This window comes from Synechococcus sp. W65.1, assembly GCF_047461615.1.
In the GTDB taxonomy this organism is placed as follows: Bacteria; Cyanobacteriota; Cyanobacteriia; order Thermostichales; family Thermostichaceae; genus Thermostichus.
Window position 1 is genome coordinate 1 of the sequence record NZ_JANSHI010000015.1, and the last position, 23335, is coordinate 23335.

At 60.4% G+C, this 23335-nt stretch carries 23 protein-coding genes and 1 pseudogene; 4 read left to right on the plus strand and 20 right to left on the minus strand.

Annotated elements, in window-relative coordinates; genetic code table 11:
* Positions 1-227: pseudogene (locus tag NW806_RS08930) on the minus strand (hypothetical protein); the annotation flags it as partial.
* 372 nt (positions 228-599) lie between these two features.
* On the opposite strand from NW806_RS08930, the gene mutS reads away from it, so the two are divergent.
* The gene (gene mutS / locus NW806_RS08935) at positions 600-3275 is read left to right on the plus strand and encodes a DNA mismatch repair protein MutS (RefSeq protein ID WP_414410836.1); all 2676 of its coding nucleotides are present in this window, start codon (positions 600-602) and stop codon (positions 3273-3275) included.
* A 4-nt stretch (positions 3276-3279) separates the two neighbouring features.
* Here mutS and NW806_RS08940 read toward each other — a convergent pair whose 3' ends face one another.
* Positions 3280-3867 (minus strand): cofactor assembly of complex C subunit B, encoded by a 588-nt coding sequence (locus tag NW806_RS08940; protein WP_414410837.1) that lies wholly within the window; start codon positions 3865-3867, stop codon positions 3280-3282.
* A gap of 502 nt (positions 3868-4369) precedes the next feature.
* Here NW806_RS08940 and sigC point away from each other — a divergent pair.
* Complete coding sequence (gene sigC / locus NW806_RS08945; RefSeq protein WP_414410882.1) at positions 4370-5464, plus strand: RNA polymerase sigma factor SigC; 1095 nt, start codon at positions 4370-4372, stop codon at positions 5462-5464.
* On the opposite strand, the gene murJ is transcribed toward sigC, so the two are convergent.
* From murJ to NW806_RS08975, 6 genes are all read right to left on the minus strand, one after another.
* Entirely contained in the window at positions 5461-7056 is a 1596-nt protein-coding gene (gene murJ, locus NW806_RS08950; RefSeq protein WP_414410838.1) for a murein biosynthesis integral membrane protein MurJ, read from the minus strand. The two genes, sigC and murJ, sit on opposite strands and share 4 nt — an antisense overlap.
* 169 nt (positions 7057-7225) lie before the next feature.
* Complete coding sequence (locus NW806_RS08955) at positions 7226-7570, minus strand: DUF4278 domain-containing protein (RefSeq protein ID WP_414410839.1); 345 nt, start codon at positions 7568-7570, stop codon at positions 7226-7228.
* A gap of 171 nt (positions 7571-7741) precedes the next feature.
* Complete coding sequence (locus NW806_RS08960; RefSeq protein ID WP_414410840.1) at positions 7742-8578, minus strand: HEAT repeat domain-containing protein; 837 nt, start codon at positions 8576-8578, stop codon at positions 7742-7744.
* Between the two features lie 18 nt (positions 8579-8596).
* Complete coding sequence (locus NW806_RS08965) at positions 8597-9454, minus strand: phycobilisome rod-core linker polypeptide (RefSeq protein WP_414406279.1); 858 nt, start codon at positions 9452-9454, stop codon at positions 8597-8599.
* A gap of 166 nt (positions 9455-9620) precedes the next feature.
* Positions 9621-10103: a phycocyanin subunit alpha gene (locus NW806_RS08970; protein WP_414410841.1), complete on the minus strand. Its 483-nt coding sequence runs from the start codon at positions 10101-10103 to the stop codon at positions 9621-9623.
* 85 nt (positions 10104-10188) lie between these two features.
* Positions 10189-10707, minus strand: coding sequence for a phycocyanin subunit beta (locus NW806_RS08975; protein ID WP_414393951.1), 519 nt, complete (start codon positions 10705-10707; stop codon positions 10189-10191).
* A gap of 691 nt (positions 10708-11398) precedes the next feature.
* Between NW806_RS08975 and NW806_RS08980 the strand changes: the two genes are divergently transcribed.
* A complete protein-coding gene (locus NW806_RS08980) occupies positions 11399-12010 on the plus strand; it encodes a chromophore lyase CpcT/CpeT (protein ID WP_414393949.1) in 612 nt (203 codons plus the stop codon).
* A gap of 112 nt (positions 12011-12122) precedes the next feature.
* Positions 12123-13124, plus strand: coding sequence for a phenylalanine--tRNA ligase subunit alpha (pheS, locus tag NW806_RS08985; protein WP_414410842.1), 1002 nt, complete (start codon positions 12123-12125; stop codon positions 13122-13124).
* A 6-nt stretch (positions 13125-13130) separates the two neighbouring features.
* Here the strand turns inward: pheS and NW806_RS08990 are convergent, their stop codons facing one another.
* The 12 genes from NW806_RS08990 to NW806_RS09045 form a co-directional block, all read right to left on the minus strand.
* The gene (locus tag NW806_RS08990; RefSeq protein ID WP_414393947.1) at positions 13131-13424 is read right to left on the minus strand and encodes a PipX family protein; all 294 of its coding nucleotides are present in this window, start codon (positions 13422-13424) and stop codon (positions 13131-13133) included.
* 101 nt (positions 13425-13525) lie between these two features.
* The gene (locus tag NW806_RS08995; protein ID WP_414410843.1) at positions 13526-14107 is read right to left on the minus strand and encodes a TIGR04376 family protein; all 582 of its coding nucleotides are present in this window, start codon (positions 14105-14107) and stop codon (positions 13526-13528) included.
* A gap of 112 nt (positions 14108-14219) precedes the next feature.
* Positions 14220-14975, minus strand: coding sequence for an ABC transporter ATP-binding protein (locus NW806_RS09000; RefSeq protein WP_414393944.1), 756 nt, complete (start codon positions 14973-14975; stop codon positions 14220-14222).
* A gap of 59 nt (positions 14976-15034) precedes the next feature.
* Positions 15035-16795: an MBL fold metallo-hydrolase gene (locus NW806_RS09005; RefSeq protein WP_414410844.1), complete on the minus strand. Its 1761-nt coding sequence runs from the start codon at positions 16793-16795 to the stop codon at positions 15035-15037.
* Between the two features lie 189 nt (positions 16796-16984).
* Positions 16985-18493 carry a cellulose synthase gene (locus NW806_RS09010; protein ID WP_414410845.1) on the minus strand — a complete coding sequence of 503 codons (1509 nt, stop codon included), beginning with the start codon at positions 18491-18493 and terminating at the stop codon, positions 16985-16987.
* A 93-nt stretch (positions 18494-18586) separates the two neighbouring features.
* Entirely contained in the window at positions 18587-18850 is a 264-nt protein-coding gene (gene rpmA / locus NW806_RS09015; RefSeq protein WP_414393939.1) for a 50S ribosomal protein L27, read from the minus strand.
* Positions 18851-18887: 37 nt separating this feature from the next.
* Positions 18888-19280 carry a 50S ribosomal protein L21 gene (gene rplU / locus NW806_RS09020; protein WP_414410846.1) on the minus strand — a complete coding sequence of 131 codons (393 nt, stop codon included), beginning with the start codon at positions 19278-19280 and terminating at the stop codon, positions 18888-18890.
* A gap of 102 nt (positions 19281-19382) precedes the next feature.
* The gene (locus tag NW806_RS09025; protein ID WP_414410847.1) at positions 19383-20132 is read right to left on the minus strand and encodes a photosystem reaction center subunit H; all 750 of its coding nucleotides are present in this window, start codon (positions 20130-20132) and stop codon (positions 19383-19385) included.
* Positions 20133-20193: 61 nt separating this feature from the next.
* A complete protein-coding gene (locus NW806_RS09030) occupies positions 20194-20475 on the minus strand; it encodes a chaperone modulator CbpM (RefSeq protein WP_414393933.1) in 282 nt (93 codons plus the stop codon).
* Positions 20472-21404: a DnaJ C-terminal domain-containing protein gene (locus NW806_RS09035; protein WP_414410848.1), complete on the minus strand. Its 933-nt coding sequence runs from the start codon at positions 21402-21404 to the stop codon at positions 20472-20474. Before NW806_RS09035 ends, NW806_RS09030 begins: the two co-directional genes overlap by 4 nt.
* Before the next feature lie 202 nt (positions 21405-21606).
* Positions 21607-22461, minus strand: coding sequence for a M28 family peptidase (locus NW806_RS09040; protein WP_414410849.1), 855 nt, complete (start codon positions 22459-22461; stop codon positions 21607-21609).
* Complete coding sequence (locus tag NW806_RS09045) at positions 22461-23243, minus strand: HAD family hydrolase (RefSeq protein ID WP_414410850.1); 783 nt, start codon at positions 23241-23243, stop codon at positions 22461-22463. Before NW806_RS09045 ends, NW806_RS09040 begins: the two co-directional genes overlap by 1 nt.
* Positions 23244-23335: the final 92 nt, after the last annotated feature.

Here is a 23335-nt window from a genome sequence, read left to right on the forward strand (position 1 = left end):
GAGACCAAAAGTACTAGGAAAATGAAACTCAATAGCAAACAGGTCAAACCGATTGGCGAGAGCAGCCGCTTTCTTTGCCCCCAGCCTCTGCCCCCCTCAACCTCTGTATACGGACACTCGCGATCGACCAGCACCGGGAAAACCTCTCGAGCTTTGCCCAGGAAGAGAGCCTTCTGAGGCCAAGAAACCCCCTCCGCCCGCAAGGGCGGGATGGAAAACTCAGCCAAGTTGGCCAGGCCTCCCTCCCGAGCTTTATTGAAAGTAAACTCAACAAAACGTAGCCGCTAGAATAGCAAGTCTTCTTGGATGTTGCAAGTCAGTTTCAATAGCTTGTGCCTAAATTTCTCCCTCTTGCGCTTCAGGGCTTTTGGACAAGACCGGGCAGCGCCTCTGCCCAGCCATTCGGACTTACCTCAGGGGGGATCCAACTACCCTGAGCGAGGTCATGGCAACCAACCGCGAAATGGGAATCAGGGGAGAAGGGCTGGGGAAACGTCTCAAACTTCATCTAGACCTGGATCTAGAATGGCCCAAGCTGGTCGGCCCGAGTTGGCTAGACTCCGAACCTTCAGCCCATTGCTTGCCCACGTTTTGATGCCATGAGTTCTTCCGCCGAGCCTACTTGGGATGCCTTAGAGGTGGATCCCGCCCTGCTCACCCCCATGATGCAGCACTATGTGGAGCTGAAGCGGCAGTATCCCCACGCCATCTTGCTCTACCGCCTAGGGGATTTCTACGAGATGTTTTTCCAGGACGCGGAAGTGGTGTCGCGGGAGCTGGAGCTGGTGCTCACCGGGCGGGAGGCAGGGGCCATAGGACGGGTGCCCATGTGCGGGATCCCTTACCACGCCTTTGACCGCTATGCTGCTCAGTTGGTGGCCAAAGGCTATGCCCTGGCCGTCTGCGACCAGATGGAGCCGGCGGATCAGGCCAAAGGCTTGGTGCGGCGGGAAGTGACGCGGGTCATCACCCCCGGCACGGTCATCGAAGAGGAGCTGCTGCAGGCACGGCAAAACAACTACTTGGCCGCCGTGGTCCGCCTGAGAGGCTCCAAGCAAACCCCCTGGGGCCTGGCTTACGCCGACATTTCTACCGGCGAGTTCTGGGTCTGCCAGAGCGAGGGGCAAGAGCAGCTAGAACAGGAGCTGGCCCGGCTGCAGCCGGCGGAGATCCTGCTGCCCACCGAGGAAGGGCTAGGCCTGGGCTTAATTCGGCCTGGGGATCCCCAAGCTCCCCTGGGCCTGCCCGGCCAGTACACCTATACCCTGCGCCCGGCGGAGCCCTTTGAGCTGGCGGTGGCGCGAGAAAACTTGCTACAGACCTATGGCCTGCGCTCTTTGGAGGGCTTGGGCTGCGAGGGGCTGCCCCTGGCCATTCGGGCGGCGGGAGGGCTCTTGCACTACCTGGAGGAGACGCAAAAGAACCTGGTGCAGCCTTCTCCCCAGGGGGGCCACCCCCTCCTACGTCCCCCTCGCACCTACCAGTTGACGGATTACCTCATCTTGGATCCCCAAACCCGCCGCAACTTGGAGCTCACCCAGACCATCCGCGAGGGGGCCTTTGTCGGATCCCTGCTCTGGGTGCTGGATCACAGCCGCACTGCCATGGGAGGACGCACCCTGCGCCGTTGGCTGCTGCAGCCTTTGCGGGATCTTGAGCAAATCCGCCTCCGCCAGGACACCATCCAGGAGCTGTTGGAAAACCCCTCCCTGCGCACCCGCCTGGGATCCCTGCTGGACTCTCTCTATGACCTGGAGCGCTTGGCCAACCGCGTCGCCTCCGGCACCGCCAACCCACGCGAGCTGGTGGCCCTGGGCTCCTCCTTGGGCAAACTGCCCCAACTGGCGGAGCTGGTGGCCGAAGCCAAGACCCCTCTCCTGCAGAGCTTGCAGCAGGTGGATCCCGCCCTGGTTGACCTGGGCCGCCGCATCGAGCACACTCTCCTGCCCTCCCCTCCCCCTGTGCTCACCGAAGGGGGGCTAATCCGGCCCGGCGTCGATCCGGAGCTGGACAGGCTGCGGCAGCAGGTGGAGCAAGACCGCCAGTGGATTGCCCAGTTGGAGAAAACCGAGCGCGAGCGCACTGGGATCCCCACCCTCAAAGTCGGCTTCAACAAAGCCTTCGGCTACTACATCAGCATCAGCCGCGCCAAGGCCCAGCAGGTGCCAAAAGACTACATCCGCAAGCAGACCCTGACTAACGAAGAGCGCTTCATCACCCCTGAGCTCAAAGAAAAAGAAGCCCGCGTCCTCACCGCTCAGACTGAGATCAACCAGCGGGAATACGAGCTGTTTGTGCAGCTGCGCCAAGAGGCGGGATCCCAAGCTGCCGCCATCCGCCAGGTGGCCCAGACCCTGGCCGCCGTCGATGCCCTGTTTGGCCTGGCCGAGGTGGCCGTGCAGCAGGGCTACACCCGTCCCGTGATCACGGAAGATCGCCGCCTAGTCATCGAGGAAGGGCGCCATCCGGTGGTGGAGAAGTCTTTGCCCCAGGGCCTATTTGTCCCCAACTCGGTGCGTCTGGGATCCCCCCACGGCCCGGATCTGATTGTCCTCACTGGCCCCAACATGTCGGGCAAATCCACCTATTTGCGGCAGATCGGGCTCATCCAGATCCTGGCCCAGATGGGCAGCTTCGTCCCGGCGCGGCGGGCGGAGCTGGGCTTGTGTGACCGCGTGTTTACCCGCATCGGTGCTGTCGATGACCTGGCCACGGGACAGTCCACCTTCATGGTGGAGATGAACGAGACGGCCAACATCCTCAACCACGCCGGCGAGCGCTCCCTGGTGCTTTTGGACGAGATTGGCCGCGGCACCGCCACCTTCGACGGCCTCTCCATTGCCTGGGCGGTGGCTGAGTACCTTGCCACCCAGGTGCGCGCCCGCACAATCTTTGCCACCCACTACCACGAGCTCAACCAACTGGAGACCCTGCTGCCCAACGTGGCCAACTTCCAGGTGGTGGTGAAAGAGCTGCCGGATCGCATCATCTTCCTGCACCAGGTGCAGCCCGGGGGGGCCGACCGCTCCTACGGCATCGAGGTAGGGCGCATGGCCGGCCTGCCCCAGCCGGTGATCGAGCGGGCTAAGCAGGTGCTGGCCCTAGTGGAACAACACAGCCGCATTGGCCTGGGCCTGCGCAACCAAGGGAAAAGCCGCCTTTCCTCCAAGAAAAAACAGCCTGAACAACACCCTGAGCCCCTCGAGATCCGCAACCCCGCCCCCGCGGAGCAACTGTCTCTGATCCCGGGCTCCCTCTTTTCCGAGGAGCCTTAGGGCTCTACCCTCGCTCCGGCTCCCGCTCTTGCAGCCCCAAGCTGGCGGCCAGCACCTCCAGCTCATCTCGCTGCCCCTCCACCCACAGCAGGGATCCAGGGGGTGGGTCAGCCTCTTGCAACTTCAGGCGAAGCCGCTCCAGGCGGTAGTTGCGCCGCCAGTAGTACCAGCCTGCCCAAGGAGCGGCCAGCACCAGGGTCCAGGGCCAGGCTCCCCACGCCGGCTCCAGCATGGACAGCACCAGAGCCAAACAGGCCAGACCCACTCCTGCTAGCCCTGTCAAAAAAACAGCCAACCCCACACTGGGCCGAGCCTGACCGATAAAGGTGGCGATCCCCTCGGCATCGGCAAACTGCAAGCGATAGGCCCGCCCTTCCAGGTGCTTTCGGAGAAGGGATCCTATTTCCTCCAGGCTGCGGCTGCTAGAATAGAAGCGGGTTTCGCTGCGATCTCTACCTGAGGCTCGCAGAAAAAAGAATAGGCCGATCCCCAGAAGCAGCGTCAGCGCTAGGGTAGAAATGGCCTCTCCCTTCAGGGAGAGGGGGGGTGATGTAGCTACCCAATTCATAGGGATGACAGGAACGAGCCCCATCTGGTCGGGCGGCTTGACCTGTAGCCTCTCCACTGTAGCAGGGAAGGGGCAGAAAAATAGCTCGTGGAAGTTGACCCTCTACCTCCTAGTTTAAGTTCTGCGGAGAGGTTGGTTGCCTCCGGCAGTAGCCACGCTTGGTAGATCCTACCTCGACGACAAGCAAAAACCCTGCGCTTTCCAGCAACCGTGACGACGGCTCAGGGGGGAGAAATCTGCGCCCAATCTCATGCAGCTAAGCTGAGAGAGGCAACTATAATTAAGTTATGATAAGGGGCTTACACTTCGCCAGCAGGTGGCTTCCTTCGTGGCTATCTCAGCCGTTCCCTACCGAGGGCAGGATTCCAGGGTTGGACTTAGCCAGAGGAGAGTGTTGTCTCCGCGGGGATGATGACAGCGCACAGCCACTGTCCCTGGGGAACCCTCAACTTAGCCCCCTCTTCAATGTTAGTCCAGCTGCTTGACTGTCTCTGTTGCTATTTCACTCAGTAGCACTTACATGTCTATCTACGAACCTGAAGCCAACGACACTTTGTTGGAAACCCCAACCGACCTCCTCGACCTGACGGAGGAGGAAGAGGCGGAGTTTGCCGAAAGCGAGTACGCCGAAGAGGGGCCAGCTCGACCCTCCACCGACCTGGTGCGCCTTTACCTCCAGGAGATTGGACGTGTTCCCCTCTTGGGACGAGACGAGGAGGTGGCGCTGGCCCAAAAAGTCCAAGACTACATGAAGCTCTTGGATGTGCGCCTGCGTTTGCAGAAAGAGCTGGGGCGGGAGCCTACTCTGGCAGAATGGGTGGCTAGGGCCAACCAGTTCCCCGAGTGGGCAAACCTTACGCCTGAAAAGCTGCAACAGATCCAGCGCATCGGCAAGCGGGCCAAGGAACAGATGATCAAGGCCAACCTGCGCCTGGTGGTGTCGGTGGCGAAAAAATACCAAAACCGCGGCCTGGAGCTGCTGGATTTGATCCAGGAGGGCACGCTGGGCCTGGAGCGAGCAGTGGAGAAGTTTGACCCCAAAAAGGGTTACCGCTTCAGCACCTACGCCTACTGGTGGATCCGGCAGGGGATCACCCGGGCTATCGCCACCCAAAGCCGCACCATCCGCTTGCCTGTCCACATAACCGAGAAGCTAAACAAGATCAAAAAGGCCCAGCGCAAGCTTTCCCAGGAAAAAGGCCGTACCCCCACCATTGAGGACATTGCTTCCGAGCTGGAGATGACAGTGCCCCAGGTCAGGGAGCTGCTGGTGCGGGTGCCGCGCTCGGTTTCTCTAGAAACCAAGGTGGGCAAAGACAAGGACACCGAGCTAGGGGATCTGCTGGAGACCGATGACATCTCTCCCGAGGAGATGATGATGCGCGAGGCCCTCCAGCGCGATCTGCAGCAGCTGTTGGAGGATCTCACCAGCCGCGAGCGGGATGTGATTCGCATGCGCTTTGGGCTGGGGGATGGTCGCACCTACTCCCTAGCGGAAATTGGCCGCGCCTTGGATCTATCGCGGGAGCGGGTACGGCAAATCGAGGCCAAAGCCTTGCAGAAGCTGCGGCAGCCTAAGCGGCGCAACCGGGTGCGGGATTACCTGGAGGCCATCAATTAGGGGCGAGCAAGCCGCCTCCAGATCTGGAGGGCCAGCCCCTCCACCTCCGGGATCCGCAGATACAGAGCTCCAGCTACCACTAGGCTTAGGCCCAGGCCACCGGCCAGCCCAGCCCAGACAAGGGCGGTGAGCAGGGGGGATCCCAAGATCTCGTAGGCGCGTAGCTGCATCCACAGCCAGTGGCTAAGCCCACCAGCTAGGACGGTGATCCCCAGCAGGGGCAGTAGGGCTTGTCCCATCTCTTGCCAGGGGATCCCTGGCAGGCGCTGGTGAAGGCAGATCCCCAGTCCAATCAGGGCTACTAGGTTAACCCCTGCTGTGGCCAGGGCAATGCCTGGTGCCCCAAAGACCTGTAGAAATAGGAAGTCCAGAAGGGCGTTGAGGCCAATGGCTAGGCCACTGATGCGCAGGGGTGTGGTTCCGTCCTCCAGAGCGTAAAAGATGCGCACCAGCACATCCCGCAGCAGGTAAAAGCTCATCCCCAGGCCATAGGCCATCAGCAGAGCCGCCACCTCCTGGGTTGCCTCCGCCGTAAAGCGACCCCGTTGGTAGGCCACCTGGACAATGGGTTCGGCCAAGGCCACCAACAGCATTGCAAGGGGCAGGGTGAGGATGGCGGTCACCATCAACCCTTGCCGGATGCGCCGGCACAGCTCGGGCCATCGGTCTCTCTCTCCTGCTAGTTGGGCATAGAGGGGCATCAAAGGCACCAGCACCATGTTGGAAAGGATCCCCAGGGGGGTTTGCACCAAAAGCTGGGCGTAGCCCAAGTTGCCGATGGTGCGATCCCCGGGCACAAAGGAGGCAAAAAAGAGATCCACGTAGACATTGATGTGGATCATGCCAGAGGAGATGACCGCTGGCAGCATGAGCAGGCCCACGGCTCGCACCTGCGGGGATCCCCACTCAAAGCGCAGCCGCAGCCGCCCCAGCCCCAGCCGCTGCTGCAACGGTACCTGAGCCAACCACTGGGCAATGGCCCCGACAAGTACGCCCCAGGCCAGCAAGGTTGGGATCCCTGTCCACCCCAAGCTAAGCAGGATCCCGATGACTGCCAGGCTGGAGATTAGGGGGCTGAGGGCAGGCAAGAGGTAGTGCTCGGCCGCATTGAGTGCCCCAAAGCCAATGCCAATCCACCCCGAGAGCAAGGCCAGCGGCGCCATGATCCGCAGTTGCTGGGCAGCAAGGGCATGGACTGCGGGGCTGGATCCCGGCGCCGTCAGGCGCACTACCCAGTCTGCTCCCCACCATAGGCCCAAGGTCACGGTTAAGAGAAGACAGCCCACCAAGGTGGAGATTGACTCCAGCCAGCGGGCTGCTGCTTCTCCTGAGAGCTGCTGCTTTTTAAGAATGCTGACGATGGCACTGTGAAAAGGACCGTTGATCCCGCCCAGCAGGATCAACAAGAAACCGGGCAGGACATAGGCCACCCCAAAGGCACTGTACTCCAGCCCCGAGCCGTAGATTGCCGCAATCAGAGCCTGCCGGACAAACCCCATACCCTTGCTGAGCAGGGTAGCACCAGCCACTAGCCCCGCTACTGAGAGCAAGGAACGGCGGGAGGAAGAGGCCCCTGGGATCCCTTCCTTCATGCCCTAGCTCCCCACCGCCGCCTTGGCAGGGGGCAACTGGCGAGATGCTGCCGTCCCTTCCTTCTCGAAATCCACCCGCAAGCTCACAGCCGCTACCCCCCTCGTTCGGCATAGGGCAGCACTATTATTCCGCATTCTCCTGACCTGTGGAGGGAGGTCGAGGAAGAGCTCAGGCCAGGAGTTGTCGCTCCTGTTCCAGTTGCTGCAACAGATGCTCATCCCCGCGGAGCTGGGCAGAACGAATGCGCTCCTGCAGCCGGCGCAGCAGATTCTGCCGATGGGTTTCCATATGCGGGGAGATAGCTGCCGGCGGCCTGCTCGCTGTCTTCGCCACTGGGTTGAGGACAAGGCCTCGATACGTCAGGGCAAAAGACTGTGGCAGCGCCACAGATGCCGATTGAGCTGGCCAGTCCCACGCTAAGCCCCGGTACCGCACTCGCACCGCCTGCCGCTGGCAGCTCGCGGGGGCAGAAGGGACAAAGACGTAGGCAATGCCGCGATAGGTCAGTTGCATATGAAGAGTCCCCCAAGTAGACGGCGGCCATCTGACGGGGAAAGCAACTTCCGTAGCCCGCTTCTCGGGAGCTGTAGGACAACAGCTTCAGCTTCCCTGGCGTGGCCCAGAGGGTAAAACCCAACTTCATTCTGTATCAGTTTTAACAAAATAAGCCTTTGGATGTCAACTTTAAAGCAGCTCGTCGATTAGCCGTAGCACCTGGTGCAAGTTAGTTCCGTCTTCCTTTCCACGTCTGAGGCTCACCTCCACCAACTGCTTGAGGGCAAGCAGCTTGAGGTTAGCCTCTACTGCCGCTCTCGCCATGGCCGGAGCTGCCGGCAAATAGCCGCTGGCCCCTAGATCCAGGAGGGCAGCCCGCCGCAGATGAACGTTGGGATGAGCCAGCAGCGACAGCAGAGGCTCAAGAAAAGTGGGATCTCCCGTCAAGCGGTAACAGGCCTGCCCTGCCGCGCATTGCAAACGAAGGGAGGGGTGATCTCGGTAGAGGCGAATCGGCTCCAGGGCAGCAGACACCTGCAGTTGTCCAAGCGCCTCGATGAGGGCCTCTAAGGCAGCAAGGGCTTCCGTCTGGAGACCCTGCTCCGCGCGGCGCAGCCCCTGCAGCAATGCTCCTCCCAAGTCTTCAAGCTGGGCGGGATCCCGGTCGAGGAAGTTGGCTAGGGCAATCTCGACCAGCGCCTGGGCTGCTGCCGCCACCACTTGGCCGTCGGAGCAGCGCAAAGCCTCTTTTAGAGCCGGGATCGCCGCAGGGGATCCCAGCTTGCCCAGGGCGCGGGCGGCATTGCGCCGCAGCGGATATCCCCCCTGGGCCGTGCGATCGGTCTCATCGGCCAGCGCCTCGATGAGGGCCGGGATCCCCTCTCTCACCCGCATGCGCCCCAGCCACCAAGCCGCGTAGTAGCGTTCTCCCGGATCCCCGTATCGCAGCTTGGCAATTTGCCCAGCCGGGGTGAGATCCGCCGACGGATAGGAGTCTGGAGGAGCTACTGGGCTCAAGGAGTCCACAGGCCAAAACTCCAACAGCTAGGCGCTGCGGACGCTGACAATCTTGGCGCCCGCTTTGAGAAGTCGCTGCATTGTTGCCGAGAGTTGATCGGCAGAAACGAAGATCTGCTGGTTGGATTTGCGCACGCGGCTAGAAGTCGCTAGGGCCGAGGGTGGGTTGAGCAGCCGCGTTACCTCAATGCAAAACATGCGGTCAGACTGACCCGTGGGCGGCCCCAAGTGCTTGGAAATGGGGCTGGGTGGCAGCAGTCCTCGTACCCCAATGCGGCGAATAGCTGGGGTAAACCCAGTGGCCAGGGGAATCATCAGGCGCGGCCTCCGCCCCTGGGAGCGGTCGTTGTTGGCATAGCCTCCGTAAAGAGCAAAGAGGTTGGTAAAGTCGCGGGTAGTGTGGGCCTTGCGGTATTCAAAGCCGCGTGGATGGGGAACAATGTTATCGCCAAACGCTTCTAGGTATTCTGGGCTGTCAATGTAGGAGTCAATCTCCGCGCTGTGGCCTCCCGAGTGATAGATATCTAGGTGGCGGGCAATGTCTTTTGGGCTGGTGGGAGCTCGCCCCAAGAGATGCTTGAAGTTAAGCTCGATAGCGCGGGTTTGTGAGTTGGGGTAGAGAAACCGCCGCTTGTAGGCTTCCGACTTGGCAAGCAAACGCACAAATTCTCGCACCGTCAAGCTGCCCTGGCGCAGCAACGATTCCGCACTGGCCAGCTCCTTCCTGTCGGAGGCAAATAGGTGATCGTTGCCCAAAACCTGGCGATAGATAGCCCGTAGGATGGCGTTGAGCTGCTCCTGGCTAGCATTGGGGCGCAACTCTAAAGGAGTTGTCTCTGTGATGCCCCGGATCCCCATCCGGCTTGCCGCTGTAATTCCGCTCATGCTAACTCCTCAAATCCAACAAACCAGCTAGACCAACTTTGAAACTGAAAGATTTACCCCCTCAAGATCTCCTCCCTGCAGAGCCACGGCCACTGCAGCCTACGGAGAGGGATCCCCTTCACCCCGGGGATCCCTACTGCCTTGAACCCAGCTCTGGGGTTAAGAACTAGCTGAGCGCGTTGATGGCGTAGTCAATATAGGCGTTGGCTTCAGTGGCTGCTTGCCCGGTCAGGCCATGGTTGGCCTTGATGTAGCGTAGGGCTTCAATGTACCAACTGGGAGAGAGTTCAAAAGCAGCATTGATCTCTCGGATCCCGGCCAGCATACATTCGTCCAGGGGGCCAGTGCCACCGGTAACCAAGCAGTAGGTGATATAGCGCAGATAGTGGCGCACGTCGCGGGCACACTTGTCTTTACCCGCCTGGGTGCAGCATTGTCCCCCTGGCTGAGTGGTGTAGGGGAACTTGGCATAAACGGCCTCAGTGGCACCGCGCACCAGCTCCTCGGCACGGCTGCTCAGGACGCGAGCTGCTTCCATGCTGGCGGCTGCCCGCTGAAAACGGCCGCTGATGGCTTGCAATTCGCTGTTACTGAGATAGCGTCCTTGGCTATCGGCAGTGGCAATGGCATCAACAATTGGGGTTTGCATGACTCAAAACGCTCCTTTACCTCAGCTCAAGTCAAGGCAACAATACAAAGGATTCAAAGCTTAGCTTGCAAATAGCTGCGGAATACTAGACCACTGCAGCAGCGGCGCGATCGAAGTAGGACTCGATTTCGGCAATCAAAGCACTGCAGTCACCGCGCGTAATGCCATTGGGATCATTGACCACTGCCACTGCCGCCTTTTTCATCTTCTGGATGCCATTGGCCACAGAGCTGCCAGGGGTGCCAAGAGCTTGGTAGGTTTCCCGCAAGCCATTCAGGCAGCGCTCATCCAGGACGCTCGGGTCTCCAGCCGCCACGGCGTAGGTAATGTAGCGGAGGATGATGTCCATATCCCGCAAGCAGGCAGCCACGTTGCGGCTTGGATAGGCAGGGCCGCCAGGAGCATTCAAATTAGGCTCCTCAGCAAACAATTCGCGGACAGCATCGGTCACGATTTTGGAGGCGTTGCTGGTGATGCGGTTCACTGCGTCCAAACGCTTGTTTCCGTCAGCAATCACCTGCTGCAGTGCCGCAAACTCGTTTTCTCCCAGGAAAGCGCCTTTGGCGTCAGCTTGGGCAACAACTTTGCTAAATACGTCGTTCATGGTTCTCAATCTCCTAGCGAAAGCAAAAGAGGTTAAATCTCTACTAGAGGGCAAAAGCGCTCTATGAACCCAGCAGTCTTTTGCAGCTTCCCTACCGAAGAGCCCTGTTAGCGCAAATCTTTGCCCCAACAGAACCACCGGCAGGAACCTCCTCACCTCCCCTTGCCTAGCCAGCTTCAAGAATGAAGCCACTTGCTGGCAGACTGTGGGGAATCGGGGTGAAACAAGGATTTTTTGCTGCTGACACCCTGCACTAGGTAAGTGAGGAAAAGCCAGCTTGCCTTGCTTCCAGTTCTTACTTCTACCGCGAGGGCGGGGAGGGATTGAATCAAAAAATGTAAAGGGTCTTTACTAGATGCAAACAGCCCCAGATCTGCTCCTAGTGGGCAACTCTGGCCTTTTTGTCCAAATCCTTTGAGGCCTTGGTTTTTACAAAAAACAATGCTACTTTACATGAGTTTACAATATCAGGAACAACGACAGCCTTGCTCATGGCTTTGCAGTCAAGTCAAGAGGCCCGCTTCTGTATCCAAGTAAACCTTCTCATAAAGTACACATAATTTAATACTTGCGCCAGTCTCCTAGGTAAGGCAAAGCTGAGAGAAAATCTGAGCAGGCTTTCACCGGGAAAACGCGGCCCGGAAAACCCCAGACTTAGCCGTGTAGTGGCCCCTACTCTGGCTTTGAGGCTATGGCGATCCAGTTGCAGCCCACCTTCTCTTCCGAGCTGCTGCAAATGGCGCGGTGGCTAGCGGGAGACTTCAGCAACCAAGAGCAAGCCTGGGAGAACCCGCCTTTTTTTGCCTCCATCCGGGTGGCTTATCGCCCCTTGCCAGCCGGTGTGTTGGCAGGGATCGGCTTTTATGTGGAGCAGGCCTACAGCGGCCATCTGGAGGAGCCCTATCGTCAGGCGGTGGTGGAGCTTACCCAAGTAGGGGACGGGATCGTGATTCGCAACTACCGTCCTCTGGAGCCCCAGCGGTGGCGGGGCTGTGCCCGCGAAAGAGCCGGGCAGCTCAGCCAATTGAGCCCTGCGGATCTGGCCTACCTGCCGGGGTGTGATGTGCATGTGAAGAGGCAGGGATCCCACTTTGTCGGCACCACAGAGCCGGGGTGTCGCTGTTGGGTAGTGCGCAACGGCCAAACCACCTATTTGCAGACCACGCTGCAGTTGAGCGAAAGCGAGTTCTGCAGCCACGACCGGGGCATGGATCCAGTTACCCACCGCCAGGTGTGGGGGGCATTGGCAGGCCCTTTTCGCTTTCGCAAAGTTGTCGATTGGCAGAGGGAGCTGCTGCAGTAGGAGGCGCTGCAGGCAAAAATGATACGGTTGAAGAAGTGACCTAGCCCACAGCAGGGATCCTCCTTCCTAGCTGCTTGGCTGGGCTACCACAAGTGGGGGAATAACCGACTCCATGCAAGAGGAACAGGACATCCTGCGCCAACAGCTGCTTGCCCTCCAGGAAGAAGCACTTGCCCAAGTGGCCCAGGCTGCCGAGCTAGACGCCCTGGAGCAAATCCGCATCGACTACCTGGGCAAGAAGGGAAAGCTCTCCAAGATCTTGGGGGGAATGGGGAAGCTGCCGCCGGAAGCAAGGCCAGCTATCGGAGCTTTGGCCAACAGCTTCAAAGAGGCCCTGCAATCCAGCCTGGAGGAGCGCAAACGGACCCTAGCTGAAGCCAAGCTCCAAGCCCGCCTAGAAGCAGAGCGTTTGGATGTCACTATGCCGGGGCCGCGCCGGCCGCTGGGCCGGGTTCACCCGCTGCAGGCCACCATTGACCGCATGCTCGACATCTTTGTGGGAATGGGCTATACGGTAGTCCATGGCCCGGAGATCGAGACGGAGTACTACAACTTCGAAGCCCTCAACACCCCTGCCGACCACCCGGCGCGGGACATGCAGGATACCCTCTATCTAGAAAAGGGTTATCTGATGCGCACCCAAACTTCTTCGGTGCAGGTGCGCTACATGGAGCAACACCAGCCGCCTCTGCGCATTGTCCACGCGGGACGGGTGATGCGCCGCGACAAGGTCGATGCCACCCACTCGGCTGTGTTTCACCAGGTGGAAATCTTGGCAGTAGGGGAAAACCTTACCTTCACTGACCTCAAGGGCACCCTCAAGGAGTTCGTGACTCGCCTGTTAGGCCAGCAGGAAACCCGCTTTCGGCCTAGCTACTTTCCCTTCACGGAGCCCTCGGCTGAAATGGACGTACGCTTTGGCTCCAAGTGGCTGGAGATTTTCGGCTGCGGCATGGTGGATCCTAATGTGTTTCAGGCAGTTGGCTATGACCCAGAGCGCTACACCGGCTTTGCGGCAGGGATCGGTGTCGAGCGGGTGGCCATGCTCCTGCACGGCGTTCAGGATATCCGGCTGTTCTACAGCAGCGACCTGCGCTTTCTGTCGCAATTCTAGAGCGGCTTAGGAAAAGGTGCGTTTGTAAACCAACTGCAGATGTTCCAGCTCGTCTTTGCGGTTGGCGCGGCGCAGCAAGCGCATCTGCTCTTCGAGAACTTGGCGGGCTTCGTTGCGGCTAATCGGGTCAAAGACCAATTCTTCCACAGCAGAGGGGTCGTCGTCAGCGGGGGGCTTGAAGTAGACCCGAAAAAACAGCCTTTGGGCATAAAGGGTGGTGAAGATGGCCTCCCCTTCGTTAACCTGACACAGGCCGTAGAGCAGACCAAATGTGGGGTGATTTAGATAGAACTCTTTCATGCGCAATAGCGTACCACTCTTGGGCCGCTCTTGGGGGAAGGAACTTGTTTCAAAGACAGCATCACCGGGGCTATAAGAAAGCGTTTTTCACGAGGAAGCCGTTATTGCCGCCGCTGTTCCTGCACCTTCTTCCTTATGGTGTCCAATTCTTTTTCCACTTCGAGCTGCATCTCCAGCCGCCGAAATTCCTCCTCCAACTTATCCTCAAACAGACTGCCCCAGGGGTTGAACTTCCGATCCGGCTCGCTGGCCTTCTGGGTTTGGGCGGCTTTGACTTCTTGCAGCTTGCTGCGCACCTCTTGGCGGCGCTGGGCAATTTGCGGCAGCAGAGCTTCCAGTTGCCGGATTCTCTCCTCCAGAGCCTTCCCTTGGTTGAATAACCGGCTCCCTTGCTCCAAAAGCTCGGCTTCCCGTCGGCGCGCTCCCTCAGCCAGATCCGGGCGGTTGGCCCGTTCGGCCTTTTCGATGCGAAAGTGCCAGGTCTTGATTTCCTCTGCCAACTGGAGAATGCTGCGCTGGAGAGCTTGCCGCTGGGCAAGGCTTTCCTGGAGCAGCTGCCGAGTTTCTTCTTCTTGCTGGCGCAATTCCTCGGCAAGGAGCTGCAGCTCAATCTCCGGATGGGCTCTGAGGAATTCCTCTAGGCGGGTTTCCAAAAACCGGCTGATATCTTCAATGAGTCCCATAAGTTTGCTAGAGGCTCAGGGGATTGTGTTTAGACTAGCGCAAGCTAGCTAGTCCTAGAGAGGAGGAAGCCGGCCAGTCCTCAAGAGCCCAATTGTTCAGGCAGGTCCAGGTCTAGGGCAGCAAATGTCCATCGGCAACGTGGATGAGGCGCTGGGCGGCCCGCGCCACCTCTAGGTCATGGGTAACTACGACGAGAGTAATGCCCTGGCTGTGGAGCTCGGCAAAAAGGCTGAGCACTTCCTGGGCGGTGCGCCTGTCCAGGGCGCCAGTCGGCTCATCGGCCAAAAGCAGTTGTGGCCGGTTAACAATGGCGCGGGCAATCGCCACCCTCTGCTGCTGGCCGCCAGAGAGCTGGGCTGGGCGCTGGTGGAGTTTACTTCCCAAGCCCACTTGTTCTAGAGCCTGTTTAGCTCGCCGGCGCTGTTCTGACTCGGGGATCCCGGCATAGGCCAGGGGCAGCATCACGTTCTCCAGGGCGGTTAAGACGGGCAGGAGGTGAAACTGCTGGAAGACAAAGCCAATTTTTTGGTTGCGAATCCGGGCCAGCTCCCCATCCGGCAGGGCAGAGACTTCCACGCCGTCTAGCCAGTAGCGCCCCGAGCTAGGCCGATCCAAGCAGCCCATGAGGTTCATCAGGGTGGACTTGCCGGAGCCCGAGGGTCCCATGATGGCGCAATACTCTCCCGGCCAGATTGTCAGGTTGATGTCGTAGAGAGCCTGGAAACTGCCCTCTAGCAGCGGGTAGACTTTGTTAACCCCCACCATTTGCACCAAGGGCAGGCGGGTTGGGGCCAGGGTCTCGGCGGGACGCTCCAGGGATCCAACCGCCCCCTGGCGACGATCTGCCCAGGGTTGTTGCTCGAGCATGGTTGACACCGCAACTGGCCCCATTCTAGCCGGCTTTTGGGCGGCGACTGCCCTGGGCACTAGCCGGAAGAGCAGATCTCCCGCGGTTGGTGATAGGGGCAGCTCCCCTGGGGATCTACCTGGAGGCGGTAGAGGGGGGAGCGCTCTTGATCGCAGCGAAGAACTTGGGTGTGGGCGGACAAGCTCTGGCGGGCAAAGCGGCAGCTCTGGCACCTCATGCCCCCGGCAGCAAAGACAGGGGCGGGTTTGGGGCGCAGCACAAGGCCAGAGGAGGGGGCAACCTCCGCTGGACGGATCAGCTCTCGCGGCGAAAGGCCGCGCAGCACCAGTTCGGATCCCTGCCAGCGAGCCTCCACCAAGCCGGTCTCAGCCCAGGCGGCCCAGCGAGGATCCTCGGTAATCTGGGGGGGTAGGCGCACCTGAACCCCGGCCAAGGAGCGAGGCGAGCCCTGTTCCTGCCAGATCTCCTCCACCTCCCCCTCGTAGCGCACGCCGGGATCCCCAAGGAACTCGGACGGCTTGACCAAGGTTTGCAGGCGGCTGTCGACCAGCTCCAGCCAATGGCCAGGCTGGGGGCAGTGGACATGGTAACGGTTGCACAGCTCGGGCAGATCCGCCAGCTCCTGCGCTTGCTGGGGGCTGGCGTGCACCAAAACCACATGTTGGGGGCGAAAGGTGTGGACGATCTGGGCAAGATGCCCAACATCGTTGTGGCTGTGCCAGGCCAACCACTCCACCCCAACGCGGGAGCGCAGCGGCGCTGGCCACTGCTCAAACGGCGTAGCCAGCTCCACTTCCGGCAGCCGCAGCAGCAGGCAGGAGCGCTGCGGTTGGGCCAACAGGCGTAACCAGATGGGCTCCCAGGCCTCCGGATCGGCATCGGCGTCGCACAGCAACAGGCCCTGGGGCAAGGGATCCACCGCCGTAAGGGGCTGCACCCGCGGCTGCAGGCGGTCTTCCCAGAACAAGGGCTGGTAGGTGGCAAAATTGCGCACGGGCTCCGGCAGGTAGGGGAGCAAGCGTTCGTAGAGATCGCAGCCTGCAGCTAGGCCTGGCGCCACCCACACCGTCAGCTCCTGGGAAGCTTGGGTAAAGCGGTGGTGAGCTTTGAGGAGGAAAATCAACTCCTGGCCCAACCCCAGCACTGGCAGCGGGAACAGCACCGTCTGGCCTGCCGCCAAGGCGCCAAGCAGGCGCTCCACCAGGCGGTTTTCCAGATGGCGACGGGGTGGATGGCGAGTAGAGCCTAGGGAGGCCTCGATGAGCAGCACATCCGGCTGCCAATGGCGCAAGGCGCTCAGATCTAAGCCAGGGGCAAAGCGAGTTGAGGCCAGGGAACAGTCGCCAGTGTACAGGCAGGTTTGAGCTGGAGTAGTCTGGGTATTTTGCAACAGGGTTGCCGCTGCCCCCGGCAGGTGCCCGGCGGTAAAGAAGGTGAGCATCAAGTGAGGCAAGATCTCCCGCGCCTGGCCAAAAGGCAGCGCCCGAAAAGGAGGAAAGCGAATCTCCCGGTCGTAGTCTGGCCAGATGCCGCGCTCCCAGAGGCCGCTGGCCAAATGAGCCGTTACCGGGGTGGCGTAGATGGGCACCTGTGGGTAGCGGCGATAAAAGCCAGGTAGCCCCTGCACATGGTCAAAGTGGGCGTGGCTGCAGATAACAGCATCGGGGATCCCTGGCAAAGCTTTGAGGAGAGCGGGAGCAGGCAAGCCACAATCGAGAAGCAAACAGTAGGATCCCATCTCCAGCCAGTAGGCACAGCCCTGCCAGCGGGGATCTGTGCCTAGGGGGAATAGTCGAAGGGGAGGTCTCTTTGACTCCACAGGTGCGTTGTCTTCGGTTGTCTTTTAGAAGAGCACGCTCAAGCTTTGCCGAACCCACGGAGGGCTTAGGCGGGGATCCCTGCTCTCCATCCGTCCATGGGGGCAGTCTCTAGCAATTCGCCCTATCGATAGCGCCATTGCTTCTCTAGTTCCAGCATAGCTTTTGGCCTCTGGCCTGCCTCCAGCCAGCTAAGAGCTTCCACTGTAGGAGCTGGGGAGCGCATCTGAGATCTCTTCTGGCGCCGACTTGCGGCTACGCAAGGCAAAGCCGGCGAAATCGTGATCGTCCGGGCGCACCGTCAAGATCATCAGGTTGTAGAAGGCCCAGGCCAAGCCAAACAGCAGCTCTAGCCAGGTTGGATCCCAGTTGCCAGCAAAGCGCAGGGATCCCACCCCCATTGCTGCTAGGGTCAGCACAATGGCCAAGGCCTGCGGGCCAAGAGAGAGTTGGGATGGCTGCTCGGGATAAGAAGGCACCCCCCGCATTGCCTGCACCAACGCCTGGATGGACTGGAAAAACTGGCTACCTGTCTGGCGTTCTGACTGCCACGCAGCCCCCCACCGAGAGGGAGGAAAGGCCAACAGCCAGCTGAGCCGCCCCAGCAGGGCATAGGGCAGAAACCAGGCAAAAAAAACCCTGTCAAAGGCCGGCACTGGCATCCAGCCCGTCCAGAGGAAGAGGATCGGCACCGCCAAATAGGCTAGCTCCGCCGCCCCTCCAGCGGCCCAGAGGGCCAGCCACAGGTACTGAAAGCGCTGCTGCTGGGTGGTCGGCTTGCCCCAGAAGGGATTTTCCCGCAAGGCCGAAAAAATTGCCAGCAGAGCCACGCGGCGGTTGCGCAAGGGTAACAAAGCGCCGGTGACCTGGGCTTGGCGAGCCAGGTAGGACTGCCAGCCGCGACAGTGCATCTGACACCCCAACTGCACAGGACGGCGAATGTCGATGTGCGGGATCCCCTCCAGGGCCGCCCGCCGAATGAGACAGCCGGATCCCAATAGCGGCGCTGCCTGGTATCCTTGGGATCCCACCGCCAGCAGTTGCTGCAGGGGGTGAACGGCCTGGGGCCGACCTAGGGTGCGCAGCATGGCCTGGACAAAGCCGGTTGAGTTGGCGATGGGGGCCCGCTCTGGAAAGTTGTAAAACAGAGGCAGAGTCTGCCACAAAAAGTCCGGCTCGACAAAATGGCCTGGCTGCAGTAGCAGCAGGTACTCTCCTTGCAGATGGCCGGATCTCAGTAGGTAGGCTAGAGGATCGGTCGTGGGGCTGGGGCAAGGCCAGTACTCGCAGGGAATGGCCTGCGCCACCTTGGCCATTTCCCTGTCTTCAACCCGATCCACAATGTGGACAAATAGCCGCTCCCAGGGGTAATCCAAGCGTAGGGCTGAGAGCACCGTCTGCCGAGTGGCCTCCAGAGAGTCCCGCTGACGTATGACCAGCACGTCCACCCGCGGCAGCTGAGAAAACGCCGGCTGCAGAACCTCGGGAGAGGGAAGGGTCTCGCTCGGCACCTGGGCGTAGCGGCTAAGGGTAAACCCCACTGCTGCCAGCCAGACATAGGCCTCCGCACCCCAAAACAAAAGGGATCCCAGACCGGTCAGCCCCTCGGTAATCCGCCAGTAAAGATAGGCCACCCCGGCAATGAGGTGCAGCAACCCCACCCAACGGAACAAATGCACCCGCACCCCCCTCAATCTCACAGGCACTCTCCACATTGGGCACTGGGCCAAACTGGGATCCCTTCCCTTGCACAAGAGCAGGCTGGGGGACAGGTTGCTTGGAAAAATCGCTGCCTATTGCGCAGCTACTGGGTAAACGCTCACCTTCTGCCGCCGTTTGCCGTAGCGCTCAAAGGTAACAATGCCTGTAGCTACCGCAAACAAGGTGTCATCTCTACCAATGCGCACGTTCACCCCTGGGTGGAACTTGGTGCCCCGTTGCCTGACCAGGATATAGCCGGGATGAACCAGCTCGCCGCCAAAGCACTTCACACCCAGCCGCTTGGAATTGGAGTCACGGCCGTTGCGGGTGCTGCCCGTTCCTTTTTTATGAGCCATAGCGCCTCCTATGCACCTGTGTTGCCGCTGAAAACTTCTAGTTCTCCGCCGCAGGGATCCCTGGCTCTGGAGCAGGCTGCAAAGTTGCTGGGGCTGTGGCTAGCGGTGTCCCGTTTAGTTCGATGGACTCAATGAGCACACGGGTCAAGAGCTGACGGTGGCCTCTTTTCTTGCGGGTTCCCTTCTTCGGCCTCATCTTGTAGACGATGATTTTGTTGCCCCGGCGGTGCTGCAAAACCCGCGCCCTCACCACCGCCTCGGGAATATAGGGACGCCCTAGGGTTACTTGTCCCTCGTGGTTGATCAACAAGACCTGGGAGAGGGCCAAAGAGCTGTTTTCCTCTGTGTCAGGCAGGTGATCGATGTCGTAAAAGCGCCCCGTCTCTACCCAAAGCTGCTTGCCACTGGTTTCCACAATCGCGTAGGTCATGCCTTTTCCTTGCCGTACAGGTGCCCCTGCGGGTCTTAAAACCTGATCCGAGCATTGACAGCAATTTATAATCCTAGCGGAAAAACTTGCTTCCTGTCAGCTTCATTCGGTCAGCTTTTCCCAAGCGGCCTGGAGGGCAGCTTGCATGCGCTGGGCAGCCCGTTTAAGGCGCTGCTGCCAGCTTTCCCATTTCTGCTGTAGGAACTCTGCCGCTTCATCCAGCAGGGAAAGGTCGAACTTGCCCCCTTTGGCTAGCTCGTCCCGCACTTGGTTGACCTTGACACGCACTACCTCGGGCGGATCCTGCGGGCTGACTAGGGCTTTGAGGCGATCCCCCATGCGCTGGATGAGCTGCTTGACTTGGCGAGACTTTTCGCTCCAAAAGTTCTTTAGGCCCTCGGCCTCCGATTGGAGTCGCTGGGGAGCATCTTCCTTGACTACCACCGCGTCCACGTCGATGGCCTCTACGTCCTCAGGTAACAGGACGGCCCGTCCCCCCCAGGGCTCAGCAATGCTGCCCCCCAGGATATAGGCAGCAATGGATCCAGTCTCCCAGTCGAAGAGAAAATCCTCAATCCAGCCTACTGGCTGATCCCCAAGGCGCACGGTTCGCCGATAGAGGGAGCTGAGCGGCATGGCGGGGGTGGTGAAAACGCTGGAGTAGGTCAGCAGCGCGTCCGGCCCGATGAGAGAGATTTGCTCCAAGGGGGTGTATCCCTGCTGGCTGGTAAAGTAGCAGACCCGTCCCTGCCCATCGACCCAGACTTCCTCGACAGTGCCCAGGGCTGTGGCAGTGCTGCCATCTATGGCCAGCAGGCCCACCACTTGGCTGCGTCGGACGATTTGTTCCATACAGAAGTTCTCCTGCAGTTGACAAGCAGCGGAGTTCAAGGGGGCTAAAGCCTTGGGCTGCTTAGCCTCCACGGTAGTAGTGTAGCTGCGCCCTGAGGCGGGCAATTTCCTGGGCCATGTCCAAAACCATGGCCGCCCCGACCCAGTTAAGGCCCAAGTCGCGATGCAGGCGGGTCATCTGGATTAAGCGCCGCAGTTGCTGGGGGTTGAGGTAGCAGCTTTCGGCTTCCACCAGGCCTTGCCCGAGCAACCACTCCAGCAGGTGAGGAGGGATCCCGGCTACTTCGCTTGCCTGCTCAAAGGTATAGAGCCGCTCCTCCACCCGCACAATGGCCAGGCTCATAGACTCACCTCCTGCAGCCGGGCGCGGGGATCCCAGCTTCGATTTTGCCGCAGTTTTTCGTAGAGATCCCGCTCAGTTGGGGAAAGGGATTTGGGCGTGACGACCTTCAGCCGCACCAGCAGGTCACTTCGCTGGCCTTGGGGATCCCGCCAACCTTGGCCGCGCAGCCGCAGGGTTTGGCCGCTATCCACGCCGGCAGGGATCTTCAGTTGCACCCGACCGGTGGGGGTGGGCACTTCCGCCGTGCCGCCTAAAACCGCCTCGTCAGGGGTGATGGGCAGCTCGCAAACCAGGTTGTCGCCCTCGAAGCGGAAGAAGGGGTGGGGAGGCAGCTCCAGGGTGAGGTAGAGATCTCCTCTTGGGCCGCCAAAGGGGCTATATTGACCCTTGCCCTTGACGCGGAGGCGGCTGCCCGGTTTGGCGCCGGGGGGGATGCGGATGGTGAGGGTTTCGCCGTCCACGCTTAGCCGCTTTTGGGTGCCGTGGAAAGCTTCTGCCCAGGTGAGGCCCAGCGTAGTTTCTATGTCTTGCCCCGGCAGATTCACCGAGACGAACGGCCCAAACCCGGTGGTGAAGCCCTGAAAGCCGCCGCGGCGGGATCCCATGCGGCCCAGCAGCTCGTTGATGAAGTCCTCAAAGGTGGCGTACTGGGCAAATCCCTCCATGCCCGGCCCCGCCGCCGCACCAGTGCCTACTCGCTGCCAGTACTGGCCAAACTGGTCGTAGCGCCGCCGCTTGTCTGGATCGGAGAGCACCTCGTAGGCTTCGTTGATTTCCTTGAAGCGCTCCTCGGCTGCTTTGTTGCCGGGGTTAACGTCGGGGTGATACTGGCGAGCCAGCTTGCGATAGGCGCGCTTGATCTCCTCTAAGGAAGCATCTCGGCTGACGCCCAGGATCTTGTAGTAATCCTTAAAATCACTCGCAACCATGGGCTCACCTCATACTGTCAATCGGTTAGGCTAAGGCTTTCAAAATATCCAGGTAGGCTAAGCGGGGCCGGCACTTAAAGTGGCTGAGGTTTCCTGTGCAGCCTATTATCTCCGTCTGTGACCCAAGTGGGGGTCAAGGGATCGCGAAACTCCTGGAGCGATCTCCGTACTGGCTGCCAGGGAAAGTGAGGGGTCGTTTTCCCTAGAGGGATCGGATCCCTTGCATTAAGCCGCGGCAGACCCCACTCAGAAAGTCAAGATCTAGGGTCTCGAGGGTGTCGCTCAGCTTGTGATAGTGGGGATTGCGCAAGAAGGCGGTGTCGGTCACCATGACGGCGGGGTAACCCGCATCCCAAAAGGGGGAGTGGTCGCTGAGGCGAGTGGCAGGCAGGATTAGGCCTCGCTGTCCGGCTGGCAGCCAGCAACAGGGGATCCCCACTTTCTGAAAATCCCGCTGCAGCTTGAGCAGATCCCCCCAGGTGGGCCAGTTGCCAATTAGGCCAATGTAATCTCCCCGGTTGGGGTAGAGCCGCTCCAGGCCGGCGGGGTAGCGCTGGGATCCAGGGGTGGGATCCCGGTAGCCCAGCATCTCCAACGACAGCATCAGCCGCAGGGGCTGGCGCTGCTGTTTAAGAAAGCGGGCGTAGGCTGTGCTGCCCACCATTCCCCGCTCTTCCAGGTCGAAGGCCACCAGCCACAGAGGAGAAGGGGCAGGCTTGGCGGCAAAATGGCGGGCCAACTCCAGCAGTACCGCCACGCCGCTGGCGTTGTCGTCGGCTCCAGGGGTGGCCGGAGCGGCGTCAAAGTGGGCTCCCACCAGGATAGGCGGCCGACCCGGGCGGGATCCGGGCAACTTCAAGATCCAGTTGCAGTGCTGGCGGCCGTTGGCCTCAAAGGGGAAAGGCTCCACCGGGCCGCACTCGGAAAGCTGTTTTTGGATATACTGCTCCACCTGCCGGTGGCCCCAAGGCGACCAGTCGGGATCGCGGGGCTGGGCTACCTGGCGGAGATGGGCTTCTAGGCGCCGCTGCAGGTCTTCGCTCCCCACCTCCGGCATCAGTTTTCTACCTCAGAGTGGATGGCTTGGGCGTGAACCTGGCGGGCCAGCTCCAGGCTGAAGTAACTGTGGGATCCCGCCCTTCCTGCCAACACTTGAAAAGGCAGATCGGGCTCTCCCAAATGATCCAGCACCAAAGCCGCCCCAGAAAAATCCTGATCTCGAGTGTAATCGTTAACCGTCACCACGGTGGGGACACCTGCCTGCCGTGCCGAGCGCAGCCCGTTCTCCGAGTCCTCAAAGGCCAGGCACTCCTGGGGATCTAGGCCCATCCGCTCCAAGGTGTAGCAGTAGATGTCGGGGGCAGGCTTTTTGGCAGGGACGATATCGCCGGCAGCGATGACCTCAAACCAGCTCAGGCTCTCTGGCAGGGCGCGCTCCAGAAGAGCCGTCACGTTTTCGGGCGTGGTGGTGGTGGCGATGGCCAGGCGGATCCCGGCGGCCCTGGCTTCCTGCAAGAGGCGCTTGACTCCAGGGCGTAGAGGGATCCCCCCTTGGGCCAACAAAGCTGTGTAGTGGCGAGTTTTAGCCTGGTGCAGCCGGGCTATCAGGGCCGTCAGGTCTTCCTCGGCAGGCAGTGGCGGCTGGCAGGTCTCGATGAAGTGGCGAATGCGCTCTTTGCCGCCTGTGATAGCCAGGAGCTGGCCGTAGAGCTCCACCGACCAGTGCCAGTAGTCCAACCCTGCCTCAGCAAAGGCCGCGTTAAAGGCCACGCGGTGCCCATCCCGCTCTGTATCTGCCAGCGTGCCATCCACGTCGAAAATCAAAGCTTGCAGCTCCATCCGGCCAGCCTCTGGTCAAGGGGGCAAGCCACCCTATGCTAGATCCTCTTAGCCGGTTCCTAGGAAGGCCAACAAGATGAGAAAATGAGGCA